The organism is Chlorobium ferrooxidans DSM 13031 (assembly GCF_000168715.1).
Classification (GTDB): Bacteria; Bacteroidota; Chlorobiia; order Chlorobiales; family Chlorobiaceae; genus Chlorobium; species Chlorobium ferrooxidans.
This window is the reverse complement of record NZ_AASE01000001.1, coordinates 1-14,638: the sequence shown is the minus strand read 5'-3', so window position 1 is coordinate 14,638 and position 14,638 is coordinate 1. Positions and strand designations below refer to the sequence as shown.

Sequence of the window (14,638 nt, the reverse complement as noted above, 5' to 3'; positions counted from 1 at the left end):
AATATACCTGGCTGTGTTTAGTGTTGTAAAACTCAGTTTTAAATAGAGATAGTGTTGTCACTGTTCTCTTTTCAGGAAACAGTGCTGGTCAATCACACCCCGGGTTCTCTGTCTTGCTCTCGTTGTAATGCTGATGCCAGGATACGAAGTTCTGATTTCAATTTTGAGATAATGAGCAAAAGGGGCATGTACGGTGAAAACCACTCTTAATCGAGAGCTTTTCGATGCAACCTGTTACGATAATCTGCCAAGGGTCAGAGCGCTGCTTGCCCAGGGGGCCGATGTCAATGCAAAGTGTGATATTGTGGATTTGACACCTTTGCACTGTGCGGTGGATAATGGTCATGCCGAAATCGCGAAACTGCTGCTTCGTAAAGGGGCAAAGGTGAATGTGACAACAAGAACCGGCAGGACGCCGCTGCACATTGCTGCGTTGCATGGGTATCAGGATGTGGTGGAACTGCTGCTTGGTCATGCGGCAGAGGTCAACGCGGTAGATCAAAACAGAGCGACGCCGTTGAAGCTGGCGGAGGCAAACCGTCACACCGACGTAGCGGAACTGTTGCGCAGGCTTGGTGGCTGTTAATATGTTGAGTCGAAATCAAGGCGGGCCATCAGCACATACCGCCAGAAGCGCAGTTTCAGTCAGATCAAGAGACCAGGTAAAGAGTTGCAAAAGCCCCGTCGATCCGTCGGGGCTTTTAAGGTATAGGCGGAAAAGAGGCTTCCCGATTTTTCTGCTTAAAGCGCTTCTGGATTAATCCGATTTATTGCCAATCTCCTCTTGAATTGGAGTGCCATTAATTAACGGAGTCTTACAGGTGAAAAATATAGAGATCAGCTATTTTTATGAAATATCGTATAGGGGAGGTATATGTTCTGAAAATAAAAGAGTGTGTTCGGGGTGTCGTTTTATTTGTTGCTACCCGGAATAATGAGATCCGAAATTGATCGACATGCCTATTTACCTTACCAATGCAATATGAGCATCTCGGGTTATAATGAACTGGTATCTCATTTTTTTTCGATATGCGGCAGGGTCCTTTTTTCCTCTGCTGTTTTTGATGAAACAGGTTATTTGACAAGGAATTGCCGCGTTGAAATAATTTTATGAAGAATCGCTCTCAGTCTGAACGGTTTGACCGGGGTCAAGTCCTGAATATTCCTTTTGTTTTTGTTTGTGGTGTGATTTATGCGTACATTAAAAAATAAAGCAAATGGAAGGTGCTTTATAAATTGCTTTTTACTGGGTCGTAAAGCCGTTATAGGTGATTGTAATAAAGATGATTAACGATGCTAATGTCAGAAAAGTGTAGTGATGAGTAATCCATCCGAGAGGGTGATAGAAGCGCTTAAGGTCGAAATAGCATCCAGGGAGAGGGAGCTGAGCAGACTGGGATCACTATTTGACGGGAAAGGTGCTGTACTCAGGGATTTTCTCGATCAGCTGAATCTGCTCGGGATTGATGGAGAGGCCAGGCAGATGATAACCGATATCTGTCTCAATCTTATAGAGGTAGAAAAGTTCGAGAAAATGCTGAAGATGTCTCTGACTGAATCGGATACGGATTTTATCATCAGACTTCAGAAAATACATCCCGCGCTCAACGAGCGTGAATTGAAAGTTTGTCTGCTTTTAAAGATGAACTACGACCCTTGCGATATTGCCCGTTCTCTCGGTATATCGATCAGGGGGATGGAGAGTATCCGCTACCGTATGCATAAAAAGCTCAAGCTCGGTACACATCAATCAATCAAGAGCTACCTCTCAGCGTTTGTTTTTGCCGATTAAGGTTTATTTCCCTCTTGTTCCGGTACTGCCGAAAAATATGGTATGGCATCCTCAAGCCTGCCTCTGCAATGCATAGATACTAAAAGCCATGACAGTGCATCACAACGTTTTGATTATGATGTTTGCCGACGATCGGAGCATGGATGGCCGACCGTACAATAGTTCAGACAAAAAGATGCATTCCGCATTGAGCTGCGTTGCGAAAAACAGGGAGAATATTTGCGGGGTTTTCTCTCCGGATTTTCATTATGTCAGCAATCGCTTGATCCGGAATTGATGGCGGATCTCTATTTGTCGATGAAATAATGGAGTTTTCAATAGAGAGAGAAGCCTTCAGGATATTTTATTCTTATTTGAACGATCAATATTCTTCCATTGTTGATCTCTTCAGAGGAGTTGCATCGATAATACCTGTAAATATGAAATAAATGCGGTTTGATTTTTTGATTGCTGTTTCAGTATTTATATTAGCCTGTATTTGATATTAAGGGTATTTACAATAAATCAATAAGGAGTGGATATGTCAAAAGTTGCAGAACTTAATGCAAAAATTGCCCAGCTTGAGAAAGAGCGTAACGAAATTATCAATGCTGAGCGTAAATCAGTAATAGATGATATCCGGGCGAAGCTGGTTACCTATAATATTTCTCTGGATGAGCTTGGAAGGAAGGGGAAGGCAGTGAAGTCTGCAACGAAGACCCCATCACCCATAAAGTACCGGAAGAGCGAGCATGAATACTGGGTAGGCAGAGGCCCGAAACCCCAGTGGGTCAAGGCTATTGAAGCTGCCGGTGAGAGTATTGAGTTATATCGTATTCCGGAATAAGTCGAAGTTACTCTATCGGGAACAAGCAGCAACCGGTCGTTCTCCGAAGAAGCTTTGTTGTGTTCATGAAGGGATCGACTTTTCCTTCACCGTTCTCGATATCGGTAATTATAAGCAGTCCATTATGCTGTCGTGGATCCACGGATAATGTTGATGTATGGCATCATCGTTAGCCGTGGTGAACGGTAGTCCACCGGGTTGACTTGACCGGAAGTTGTGTGCTGTTCTTCACGTTTCAGAGTGACTCTGCGCTAATGCCGTCCCCCTGCTGATACCCGGCGTTTTTTTTATCGCTTTTCCTGATGAGAAGTTTATGTGTCGTGATGATGATCGCTACCCTTCTGTATTGATGAAAAAAAGGGATTGCTGATTGTTATATTTGACTTTACAAATTATGAATTGCCGGAACAGGTTGTCCAACCGAAAGATTATGAGATGACAATGCTCAGAAAAAATCTGATACTAATTCTTGTTGCTACAGGGTTATTTTTCCCTCTTGTTTCTGCCCTGGCAGCAAAAAAAGCTCCGGCCAAAGAGGTGACTGCCCTCATGCCGACTCCGTCCCAGAGTGAGGCGGGTATTTATATCACCCAATATCTTTTGCAGAACCATTATCGAAAGGTTGCGGTCAATGACTCCCTCTCCCTTCAGATATTCAACCGTTATATCGATAATCTTGACGGAAGCCGAAGCTATTTTCTGGCGAGCGATGTTGAAGACCTCAAAAAGCGGTATGGTACCCGTATTGATGATGACTTTCTTGCCGGAGTGCCTACCGCCGGGTTTGAGATCTATAACTTTTTTTTGAAACGGGCGAAGGAGAAGGTAGAGTTTATGCGCACGGCGGTTGATACGGTAAATTTCAGGTTCACCGCACCGGACAGCATCGATATTGACCGCAAGCATGACCTCTGGGCGGCTGACCGGCGCGAGCTTCTGGACTTGTGGAGAAAAGAGCTGAAATATCAGTGGCTCAATCTCAAATATTCCGGTGAAGCAACAAAATCTGTTCGGGGAGCCCTTGCAAAGAGTTTTTCAAGCCGTCTGAACCTTCTCAATCGCCTGAAACCGGAAGATGCCTTCCAGGCCTATATGTATGCGGTGACGACCTCGTTTGATCCCCATACCTCCTATTTTTCGCCCGATGAGTATGCCAATTTCCAGATTGACATGAGTCGCTCGCTTGAGGGTATTGGCGCCAAACTGCAGACCGAGGGTGAGTATACGGTTATCAATGAGGTTATTCCTGGCGGGCCGGCCTTCAGAAGCAATCAGCTTAAAAAGGGGGACAAGATTATTGGTGTAGGGCAGGGAAAAGCGGGCGAAATTGTTGATGTCACAGCATGGCGAATCAATGAGGTGGTTAAATTGATTCGTGGAAAAAAAGGTACAGTTGTTCGTCTGAAAATTCTTCCCGTAAGCCAGAGAGGCAGCGGCCCGGCCATCATTGTCCGGCTTGTTCGTGACAAGGTGGATCTTAAGGAGCAGGCAGCCAAAAAACGCATTATCCTCCAGAACGGGAAGAAAATAGGGGTCATTACGCTTCCCTCATTCTATCTTGACTTTGAAGGCCAGCAGCGCAATACGGGCAATTATAACAGCACAAGCACCGATGTATTGAAAATTTTGCAGGAGCTGCAAGCCGCGAGTGTAGATGGCATTGTGATTGACCTCCGAAATAATGGGGGCGGTTCACTCGAAGAGGCGGTAAAGGTTACCGGTCTGTTTATTCCGGGCGGCCCGGTCGTACAGATCAGCAACGCCCGGGGTGCAACGACGGTGCTCAATGATGCGGATATTCGCGTACAGTTCAGCGGACCGCTTGCTGTATTGGTGAACCGGTACAGCGCTTCGGCTTCCGAAATTGTTGCTGCAGCAATCCAGGATTACGGCCGCGGCGTGGTCATTGGCGAGAGAACATTCGGCAAGGGAACCGTTCAAAGCATCATCAGGATTTCAAGACCGATTACGTTATCCGACACTCCGGTTGATCTTGGCGAGGTAAAGCTGACGATTGCAAAGTTTTACCGGATTTCGGGAGGCAGTACCCAGCATAAGGGGGTAGAGCCGGATCTGGTTATGCCATCGATGATCGACACGGCAACAGTTGGAGAGGATACCTATACAAGCAGTCTGCCATTCAGCACCATTTCTCCGGCCAATTACCAGCCTGTTGCAGCACTTTCGCAGGCGGAGATCGGAGTGCTTCGTCAAAAAGAGCTTGAGCGCGCTAAAGCGAACCCTCTTTACCAGACCTATCTTCGGGACCTGAAAACTATCGACCTGATCCGGAAAAGAAAAGGTGCATCCCTGCAGGAAACGGCGTTTAAATCGGCCATGGAGAACATAAAAAAGATCGAGAAACAGTGGGCACTCGACTCTTCAAAAGAATCAGATAACGATCTGCTGCTTATTGAGTCTGCCGGAGTGGTTTCTGATATGGCGAAGCTCCGCGACGGGAAGTGATGTTTGTGGTTTGAATTGTTGTAGGGGCAAACCTGTGTGTTTGCCCTTCTTGCATTGTTATCAGGAACACAACATTCTCATACCGAACACAATAGAGAGATCAGAAACAGAAAAAGCCTCTTTTGACAGAGGCTTTTTTGTTTTGCTGAGCGGGAAACGAGACTCGAACTCGCGACCCCAACCTTGGCAAGGTTGTGCTCTACCAACTGAGCTATTCCCGCTTAATGAGCCATAAATATAAGGATATTTTTTTTTCGTGCAACTCCTTCATGCATTTTCTTGAGAAAGATGCATTTGCAAAAGGGAACCGCTATACATTGTCGAGAGCGATTTGATTTTCAAGCTCCAGAGGAGCGAAATATCGGTAGCGCTGTCCCGACAAAGTCGGGGCCAACGAAACAATCGGATCGCGGAATACCTCTATAGCGGTGTCCTACAGTGACAGCTCCCGGATGATCGTTTCCATATCCTTGTCACCCCTGCCGGAGAGATTGACTACGATAATGCTCTCCTTTGTCATTTTTGGCGCTCTCGTTATCGCGTAGTGGATGGCATGTGCCGATTCCAGCGCACAGATGATGCCTTCAGTTGCAGCAAGGGTTTTGAGTGCGGTGAGTGCCTCCCGGTCGGTGGTTGAGGTGTATGTTACCAGTCCGAGTTCCTGCAGGTAGCAGTGTTCGGGTCCTACTCCGGGATAGTCAAGCCCGGCGGAGATGGAGTGTGCCTCCTCTACCTGGCCGTCCTCATTCTGGAGAAGTTTGGTCATGGCGCCATGGAGTACACCGGTTTTGCCAAGGGTAAGCGAAGCGGCGTGCCGTCCCTGAAGCCCCTCTCCTGCCGCTTCAACACCGACAAGTTCGATGGGGGGGGCATCTTTGAGGAATTCGTAAAACATGCCGACCGCATTGCTCCCGCCTCCCACGCATGCCGTGATGACATCGGGCAGTCTGCCTGCCTGGGCAATGATCTGTGAGCGGGTTTCCTGCCCGATCACCGCCTGAAAATCACGAACGATCATCGGGTAGGGATGCATGCCGACAACCGATCCGATAATATAGAAGGTCTCTTCAGGATTATTCATCCAGTCGCGGATTGCTTCGCTTGTGGCATCCTTGAGCGTTTTTGATCCGCTGCTGACGGCTCTGACCTCAGCGCCGAGAAGCTTCATTCTTGCAACATTCGGCGCCTGGCGCCGGATATCCTCTTCACCCATATAGACGATGCAGTTCAAATCAAAGAGCGCACAAACCGTTGCTGTAGCTACACCATGCTGACCGGCACCGGTTTCGGCAATCACCCTTTTCTTTCCCATTCGGCGGGCAAGCAGCACCTGGCCGAGGGCGTTGTTGATTTTATGGGCGCCGGTATGGCAGAGATCCTCCCGCTTAAGATAGATCTGTGCCCCACCGAGGTTACTGCTGAGCCGGCCGGCATGATAGAGCGGTGTGGGACGCCCCACATAATCACGGAGGAGAAGATTCAGTTCAGAGTGAAACAGCGGATCGTTTTTTGCTTTTATATATTCCAGTTCAAGATCGGCCGCATTTTTAACAAGAGTCTCAGGGATAAACTTGCCGCCGAAACTTCCGAAATGTCCGGCCTTATCGGGTGCGGAATAAAGAGTCGCCACCATAGGGTGAGAAGAGGTTAAATAATTTAAAAAATTGTGGTTATGACTTTTCTGACGAAGACCCTTGACGGAAAAACACGCATCATACACCAATAAAAAGAATATATTTAAACTTTTATCACTGGCCATCACAATACTGTAGCGGAGCAAAATGGCATTGAGGATAATTAACAGGAACATTTCACTTCAGACCATTTCGACAGTTGTTGCGGGGTTCGTCTCATTGTTATCGCCCTGTCGTCTCCATGCTGCCGCGCCTTCGCTTCCCGAGAAGGCTGGATCCGGGATTGAAAGCACCATCTTTTTTAGTGCGAAAGATTCCGTTATCTACAATTTCGACCGGCGTACTATAGAGCTTCGGGGTAAAGCTGCAATCAACCATGAGAGCAGGCGGCTAACTGCGCCCGGCATTGTGATTGATCTCAATACCGAACAGCTTCGCGCATCGGGTGTGGCGGATTCTTCGAAACAGTTGACCGATCCTGCGGTTTTTTCCGACAGCAAGGGGAGTTTCAATGCTGAAACAATAACCTATGATTTCAGGAGACAGAGGGGGGAGACCTCCAATGTCACCTCCTCTTCCAGTGATCTTATTTTTCAGGGAGAGCATGTTTCGCGTCTTGACAGCGGTGAGCTGCAGATCAGTAACGGAACCTACACAACCTGTGATGATGAAGATCCGCATTACTGGATCTCCTCTTCCAGTCTGACCATTATTCCGGGCAAAAAAGTAGTTGCCAGACCGCTTGTCCTGTATGTGCGACCGGAGATTTTTTCCCGGCGTCTGCCCGCAGTGCCCATTCTTGCACTGCCCTATATGGTTTTTCCCCTCCAGGAGGCGCGCTCATCAGGTTTTCTGACACCAACACCGAGCCGTGCGAGCGATCGCGGTTACTTTGTGTCGAATCTGGGCTATTTCTGGGCTATTGATGAGTATATGGATCTGAAGATTGATGGCGATCTTGCCTTGAACGGAAGCTGGCGGCTTGGAAACCGCTTTCGCTACACGAAACAACATGATTTTTCCGGAGGTATTGCAGGGGAGTTCAAACGCAATATCCTCAATTCCGATGGAAGTGTCCATCGTGACTGGAATCTGAGTGTTCTGCATAACCAGCTTATGGACCCTTCCACACGGCTTGATCTCAATCTGGATTTTCAGGGCGGTGAGCGTATCTATGAGCTGCATTCAGTCAATGCTGAAACCATACTGACCGGGCAGGCAAATGCCAGGGGATCCCTCGGCAAAACCTTCAATGACGAGAGCACAATTGGCGCACTTTATTTTGACAGAATCAAGGATCTCTCTACCCACAAGGCCACGGAGACATTTGGAGCTTCATTTTACCGGAGTCGTTTCTATCCATTCAACTCTGCTCTGTCGGTAAGCTCCGCTGCAGCATTGTCGGGGAGTGCCACGTCACAGGATGGGCCCTCTTCTTCGGGTTATTCGGCGAGTGCTGATGTTGAGATGGGTTACTACAGGGAGTTTTCCGAGGGGTACAAAGCGCTTTTTACACAGGGGATCAGCCTGCTTGCAAGAGAGCCGGTACCGGGGCTTGATGAAGATATATACAGTGCAAAGCGGGTTCTTTTTCCACTGCGCATGCAATCAACCCTTTTTCGGTATTTCAATGTCAATCCGTCTCTGACTTTCACCCGTTTTCTGAGCAGTGCTTTCAGCGACAGGGATTTTTCAACCACTGTTTTTTCGGTTGATGCCTCGACACGGCTCTACGGATCAGTACAAACCGGATTACCGGGGCTCAAGGCGGTTCGTCATACCTTTATCCCTACCCTTACCTACACCTGGAATCCGGCGTTCAGCGGTATCGGACGTGATTACTACCACCGCCATCTCTATGACTGGACCTATGGCACGCTCTATAACAGATTTGAAAATCGCTGGTACAGCGGTCTTCCCGAAGGGCAGAGCAGAGTTGGCATCAGCCTGAATAATCTCTTTCATGGCAAATTCACGGGCTCCTCCGGGCAGGCAGAAGCGGACTCATTTTATGACGGTCACACGGTTCAATTGCTCGCACTGAATGTTGCTACCTCCTATAATTTTGCGGCAGAGTCGCTCAAGCTTGAACCGCTTACCCTCACAGCCCAAAGCAATGCACTCTCACCGGACTTTCTGTTGAGTGCGGGCGGGATGTATGATTTTTACAGTTATGACCCGTTGAGTGGCGTGAGGGTCAACCGCTTCAACCGGGATGAAGGCAGAGGGCTTTTACGCTTTGTAAGGGGGTTCCTGAACATGGGGTTCACCCTTCAGGGACGAAGGGCGGCTGGAGCGTCAGCACCGGCAGCAGGCACGGCAATCCAGATGAATCCATCATCACTGCTGCGGGATCGTATTCTTAATAATGGTGAGTACAGCGACATTGATTATACGCTGCCCTGGCAGTTTCGCCTCTCGCTCTATCTCCAGTCAGACCGGAGCAATCCTCTTGAGCCAACAACAACCTCACTGGTTACGGCCTCTTCAACGTTCTCGGTCTCAAAAACATGGCAGGTATCAGTCAATACCGGCTATGATCTCCGGAATCGGGAAGTGATTTTCCCCATGCTCCAGCTCTATCGCGATCTTCACTGCTGGCAGGTTGGTTTTCAGTGGGTACCGAGCGGAAGTTTCCGGAGCTACGCGATTCAGATCGGGCTGAAAACTCCCCAGTTAAGGGATCTCAGGCTGAAACATTCCGGCAGTACCTCGTTATAACTCCGTTGCATCCCGATCGTTTTTCAAGGAGTCAGGTGAGATTAATCCAGTGAGTCAAGAATCAATTTCAGTCGCTCATTGAACGCTTCATGGGCATCATGGTGGATGCAGTGAGCCGCTTTCGGAATGATAAATGCTCCGGCCTGCGGCAGAAGCTGCTGGAATTCAGGGATGATTTTATGGGGAGGAAGCGCCATATCATCCGCACCCCAGACGAGATATGCCGGACCTTTGAAGTTGCAGGGTTTCCTGAGGTTGTCGAGCCGGAAATCAAGCGGCCGTCTTGACGGGGAGAGATAGGACCACTGGGCTCCTTTGTCCTGCAAGGGGAGGGTGAACTGGTTGATCAGTTTTGCATCAACCATCTTCTGGTTGTAGTAGGTTGGCATAAGACTCTGACTGACACCCAGGGGATTGGCAAAAGCTGAAAAGAGTACATCGCCGATCATTGGAGATCCGATAAGGCCGAAGAAGACGCTCGCCATTCCATCCATCATATCGCCAAAAAGACCGGATGGATTTGCAAGGATGAGCGCTTTGACTTTTTCAGGCTGATGATGGGCAAAATAGATACCGCTTGCAGCACCCATGGAGTGGCCGACAATAATGATCGTATCAAGCTTTTTCAGAAAGAGAAAGGCCTCAATCTGTGTGGCAAAGAGTTCAAGAGAGTACCGAACGTTGGGTTTTTGTGATTTGCCGAACCCGACCAGGTCCATGGCGTAGAGTTTACGGTTATGCGTGAACTCCGGAATATTGAGGTTCCAGTGTTCAAGCATGCCGCCGTAGCCGTGAATAAAGAGAATCGGTGTTTTTTCAGGGTTATCCTGCCCGTACTCCTGATAGCGGATTTTTGCTTCCTGATCGGGAGCGAATTGCCAGAGAAAATGTTGGTCCTTTACGGTGCTGCTCATGATGTAAATTAGTGGGATCGCTCAAGGGAGGTCTCAATGAATAAAATTATAGAGTAATATATCGGTTGTGAGGCAATAATAAAGATATTGGTTACTATAGGTATCAGGTTTAATTCTATCCAGTTTAACAGAATTCACACAGCGATGCTTCAGGTTTCGAGAAAATTTGAATACGGGCTTCACGCCGTTACCTATCTGTCGACAAAGGGGGTTGACAGGGTTGTCACCGTCAAGGAGATGGCTGATGATATCGGTGTTTCCCAGGAGTTTCTTTCAAAAGCGATGCAAAGCCTGAAGCGAGCCGGTATTGCCCGTTCTGTCCAGGGGGTCAAGGGTGGTTATTCGCTTGGCCGTAAACCCGGAGAGATCACGGTTGCCGATATCGCTATTGCCATCGAGGGAGCTCCTCATCTTATGCGGTGCGGCAAGAAACTGGCCAGTTGTGAAATCAGTTCATCATGTCATCATCGTGACTATATGAACAGCCTGCAGAATAAAATTCAGGATCTGATGGCCTCCACAACCATTGCATCGCTCTTGAGGAAGGAGCCGCATTGAGCATGCTGCACCTGAAAATTCCTGATGAGCTTCATTCTCCCTTTATTAACTCCGGATCTGCCACTGCTCTTTTTTGAAGGTTTTCCGGTCCGGACATAAATTGACAACACTGATTTGAACATGACAACTCAAAGGCTCAGCAGTTCAGCCGTTGCTGAAACGAGTCTGCCGGATATTGTCCTGAAAGGGATCAATACGCACAACCTTGCCAATATCTCGGTCTGTATTCCCCGTAACCGGTTTGTCGTTCTGACGGGAGTCAGCGGCTCCGGCAAATCAAGCCTCGCTTTTGATACGCTCTATGCCGAAGGTCACCGCCGCTATGTTGAGTCGCTTTCGGCCTATGTGCGGCAGTTTCTTGAACGCATGCCGCGCCCGGATATTGAAAGTGTTGAAGGCATAGCACCGGCTATCGCCATAGAGCAGAAACCGATACCGAAAAATCCCCGTTCAACGGTTGGTACGGTATCGGAAATTTATGACTATCTCCGCCTGCTCTACGCAAGGATCGGTAAAATCTATTCGCGTGATACCAGTGAACTGGTGCTGAAGCATACTCCGGACGACGTGAGCCTTCAGGCCGGTTTTTTTGAGGAGGGCACGAAGTTTTATGTCGGGTTCCTTTTTCCCTCTCACGAGGATGCCGCCCACCATCTCTGTTCTGTGCAGGACGAAATTGCCAATCTTTTGAAGAAGGGCTTTTTCAGGGTGGTTGCCGGTGATGAAATACTTGATCTCAACCACGAGCAGGAGTGCAAACGGCTGCTCGATATGCCGAAGGGTGAACGTGCCAATGTTCTTGTGCTGGTTGACCGGTTTGTTGCCAGGAACGATGAGAAGGTTTTCAGCCGGATATCACAGGCAGCGGAGAGCTGTTTCAATGAGTCGGGCGGATATGCTGCATTGAAGGTGGTCGGAGGCAAGAGCTACCTTTTCAGTGACCGGCTCGAACTGAACGGGATTGAGTACCAGGAACCCTCACCCCAGCTTTTTGCCTTCAACTCCCCGATCGGCGCCTGTACTACCTGTCAGGGTTTCGGCCGAATTGCGGGGATTGACGAGAACATTGTTGTGCCCGACAAGTCGCTCTCGCTGAAGGAGGGGGCCATAGCCTGCTGGAACTCTGAAAAGTACCGCTGGCACCTTCGCCAGCTGCTTTCGGTCGCCCCTTCGCTCGGCATACCGCTTGACGAGCCTTATGAAAAGCTCTCCCATGCGCACAAGGATATCATCTGGAAGGGGCTCGGTGATGAACGGTTGAAGGGAATCCGCCCATTTTTTGCTGAAATAGAGAAGGAGTCGGGCTACAAGATGCACTTCCGGGTCTTTTTAAGCCGTTACCGCGGTTATGCGATATGCCCTGATTGTGAAGGGAGCCGTCTCAATCCGGATGCCCGCCTTGTCAGGGTTTCCGGACGTCATATCGGCGAGGTTACGCGCATGAATATTGCCGAGGCATCAGAGTTTTTCCGCAATCTCGAGATCTCTCCCTTTGACCGCAAGGTTGCTGAAGCGGTTCTGGAGGAGATTATCAAGCGGCTCGGCTATCTGCTCGATGTGGGTCTGAACTACCTTACGCTTGACCGCCTCACCCACACGTTGAGCGGCGGCGAATTTCAGCGAATCAATCTCTCCACCTCACTCGGCTCTCCGCTTGTCGGAGCGATCTATATCCTTGATGAACCGAGCATAGGCCTTCACCAGTGTGACTCCGCGCGACTTATTACGCTTTTACGGCGCCTGCGTGACCTCGGCAATACCGTAGTGGTTGTTGAGCATGACCGTGAAATTATCGAAGCCGCTGATGAAGTGATCGACCTTGGCCCCTATGCCGGACGTCTTGGCGGCGAGGTGGTTTTTCACGGTACGGTTGACGAGATGAAGCGGTCGGGAACCTCCCTTACTGCCGACTATTTCAACGGCAAAAAATGCATCCCGGTGCCGAAGGTTCGCAGAAAACCTGATTTCAGTGCATGCATTGAGATTACCGGTGCCATGCAGAACAATCTCAAGAACATCGATGTGCGCTTTCCGCTCAACGTGATGACCTGTATTACCGGTGTGAGCGGTTCAGGCAAGTCAACCCTTGTCAATGATATTCTCAACAAGGGGATCATGAAGGAGAAGGTCGGCCTTAAAGAGCAGGTCGGAACGCACCGCTCGATTTCAGGCACATGGATGGTTGACCGGGTCGAGCATGTTGACCAGTCGCCCATCGGCAAGTCAAGCCGGAGTAATCCGGTCACCTACCTGAAGATATTTGACGATATCCGCAACCTCTTTTCCCAGACGAGAGATGCCAAAGCAAGGGGGTGGAAGGCCGGTTATTTTTCATTCAACATACCCGGCGGTCGCTGTGAAACCTGTGCCGGAGAGGGGAGTGTCCATATCGAGATGCAGTTCCTTGCGGACATTGAGGCTCTCTGTGAAGATTGCGGAGGTTTGCGCTACAAACCTGAAACCCTGGAGGTAGAGTACCATGGTCTTTCGATTGCCGCAGTGCTCGACCTGACGGTTGAAGAGGCGATAACCTTTTTCAGGGATGAGAAGGCAGTTGCAAGAAAGCTTATGGTTCTTGAAGAGGTTGGACTCGGCTATATCCGCCTTGGCCAGTCCTCAAGCACGCTTTCCGGCGGTGAGGCACAGCGCCTGAAACTGGCAAGTTTCATCGCTCATGCCGATACGGCGCACACGCTTTTTATTTTTGATGAACCGACCACCGGACTGCACTTTGAGGATATCAAGAAGTTGATTCTCTGTTTTGAAAAACTTCTCGAACAGAACAATACCCTGGTCATTATTGAGCACAATCCCGATATCATCATGCAGGCCGACTGGATAATCGATCTTGGTCCGGGTGCAGGCGACAAGGGCGGCTCTCTTGTGGCTGAAGGAACGCCGGAGGAGATTGCTGCCATGGAGCACTCCCTGACCGGGCTCTATCTCAAGCCCGTCTTTGAGCGATAAAGAGGGCTCTTTTTCACCCGATCGGATCATCCTCAAGCGCCCCTCCGTGCAGCCTGATATGCGGAAAGTGCCCCTCGGTGCGTTCAACCCACACGTCGCTCCCTTTGCTGAAATCGCTCTCGTTTGCTGTAACCGAGATGCGGTTTTTGGCAAGTGCAGTAATCTCCTCAAGCAGCCTGCCAAGCAGGCGGTCCTCTTCGGTGGCGGTGTTGTCAAGCATTTTCGAGCGGATACTCTCCAGCTTTTCGACAGCAACTTTGCCGATGGTGCTGTAGTGTGCCGGATTTAATGAGGTTCGTGTTTTTTCGTCCATGATGGTCATCGGTAAAGGGTGTTCAACATACTTTCTAAAGTAAAGAAACTGTTTGGAGTGGAAAGTTTTTTTCTTATCATTAGTTGTTCTTTTAGCACTCGAACACCGTGAGTGCTAAAAGATAAAAAACGCTCTATTCTAACCAATAGTATCGTACTCTTAATCTAAAACACAAACGAGAGAAGACAATGAACTTGAAACCCTTAGCTGATCGAGTTATTGTTAAACCTGCACCGGCAGAGGAAAAAACCAAAGGTGGTCTTTACATTCCTGATACCGGGAAAGAGAAGCCACAGTATGGTGAAGTGGTTGCCGTTGGCGCAGGCAAGGTTGCAGATAGCGGCCAGTTGCTTGAAATGCAGGTAAAAGTAGGTCAGAAAGTGCTTTATGGTAAATATTCCGGCACTGAAGTCAACGTTGAGGTGAGGACTACCTCATCATGCGTGA

The 14,638-nt window shown here is 49.0% G+C and carries 10 protein-coding genes, 1 tRNA gene and 1 pseudogene; 8 read left to right on the top strand and 4 right to left on the bottom strand.

The genetic code is table 11. From position 1 onward, the window contains the following. Window positions 1–193: 193 nt before the first annotated feature. The 4 genes from CFERDRAFT_RS00060 (at window position 194) to CFERDRAFT_RS00045 (ending at window position 5,084) form a co-directional block, all read left to right on the top strand. The gene (locus CFERDRAFT_RS00060) at window positions 194–586 is read left to right on the top strand and encodes an ankyrin repeat domain-containing protein (protein ID WP_006365143.1); all 393 of its coding nucleotides are present in this window, start codon (window positions 194–196) and stop codon (window positions 584–586) included. Between the two features lie 732 nt (window positions 587–1,318). Further along, complete coding sequence (locus tag CFERDRAFT_RS00055; RefSeq protein ID WP_006365142.1) at window positions 1,319–1,792, top strand: helix-turn-helix transcriptional regulator; 474 nt, start codon at window positions 1,319–1,321, stop codon at window positions 1,790–1,792. A 520-nt stretch (window positions 1,793–2,312) separates the two neighbouring features. After that, the gene (locus tag CFERDRAFT_RS00050; RefSeq protein WP_006365141.1) at window positions 2,313–2,618 is read left to right on the top strand and encodes an H-NS histone family protein; all 306 of its coding nucleotides are present in this window, start codon (window positions 2,313–2,315) and stop codon (window positions 2,616–2,618) included. 441 nt (window positions 2,619–3,059) lie between these two features. Continuing rightward, window positions 3,060–5,084: a carboxy terminal-processing peptidase gene (locus tag CFERDRAFT_RS00045; RefSeq protein ID WP_040432852.1), complete on the top strand. Its 2,025-nt coding sequence runs from the start codon at window positions 3,060–3,062 to the stop codon at window positions 5,082–5,084. A gap of 148 nt (window positions 5,085–5,232) precedes the next feature. Here the strand turns inward: CFERDRAFT_RS00045 and CFERDRAFT_RS00040 are convergent. Both CFERDRAFT_RS00040 and trpB read right to left on the bottom strand, forming a co-directional pair. Continuing rightward, window positions 5,233–5,305, bottom strand: a tRNA-Gly gene (locus CFERDRAFT_RS00040). 212 nt (window positions 5,306–5,517) lie between these two features. Continuing rightward, on the bottom strand, window positions 5,518–6,717 hold the full coding sequence (gene trpB / locus CFERDRAFT_RS00035) for a tryptophan synthase subunit beta (RefSeq protein ID WP_040432789.1): 1,200 nt from the start codon (window positions 6,715–6,717) through the stop codon (window positions 5,518–5,520). Between the two features lie 148 nt (window positions 6,718–6,865). Here trpB and CFERDRAFT_RS00030 point away from each other — a divergent pair, with 148 nt between their 5' ends. Further along, window positions 6,866–9,439 carry a putative LPS assembly protein LptD gene (locus CFERDRAFT_RS00030; protein ID WP_006365138.1) on the top strand — a complete coding sequence of 858 codons (2,574 nt, stop codon included), beginning with the start codon at window positions 6,866–6,868 and terminating at the stop codon, window positions 9,437–9,439. 41 nt (window positions 9,440–9,480) lie between these two features. Here the strand turns inward: CFERDRAFT_RS00030 and CFERDRAFT_RS00025 are convergent, their stop codons facing one another. Then, a complete protein-coding gene (locus CFERDRAFT_RS00025) occupies window positions 9,481–10,353 on the bottom strand; it encodes an alpha/beta fold hydrolase (RefSeq protein WP_006365137.1) in 873 nt (290 codons plus the stop codon). A gap of 144 nt (window positions 10,354–10,497) precedes the next feature. Here CFERDRAFT_RS00025 and CFERDRAFT_RS00020 point away from each other — a divergent pair, with 144 nt between their 5' ends. Continuing rightward, on the top strand, window positions 10,498–10,911 hold the full coding sequence (locus CFERDRAFT_RS00020; protein WP_006365136.1) for an Rrf2 family transcriptional regulator: 414 nt from the start codon (window positions 10,498–10,500) through the stop codon (window positions 10,909–10,911). A gap of 120 nt (window positions 10,912–11,031) precedes the next feature. Further along, complete coding sequence (uvrA, locus tag CFERDRAFT_RS00015) at window positions 11,032–13,878, top strand: excinuclease ABC subunit UvrA (protein ID WP_006365135.1); 2,847 nt, start codon at window positions 11,032–11,034, stop codon at window positions 13,876–13,878. Between the two features lie 13 nt (window positions 13,879–13,891). On the opposite strand, the gene CFERDRAFT_RS00010 is transcribed toward uvrA, so the two are convergent. Continuing rightward, window positions 13,892–14,200, bottom strand: coding sequence for a hypothetical protein (locus tag CFERDRAFT_RS00010; RefSeq protein WP_006365134.1), 309 nt, complete (start codon window positions 14,198–14,200; stop codon window positions 13,892–13,894). Window positions 14,201–14,379: 179 nt separating this feature from the next. Here CFERDRAFT_RS00010 and CFERDRAFT_RS00005 point away from each other — a divergent pair. Continuing rightward, window positions 14,380–14,638, top strand: a pseudogene (locus tag CFERDRAFT_RS00005) (co-chaperone GroES); the annotation flags it as partial.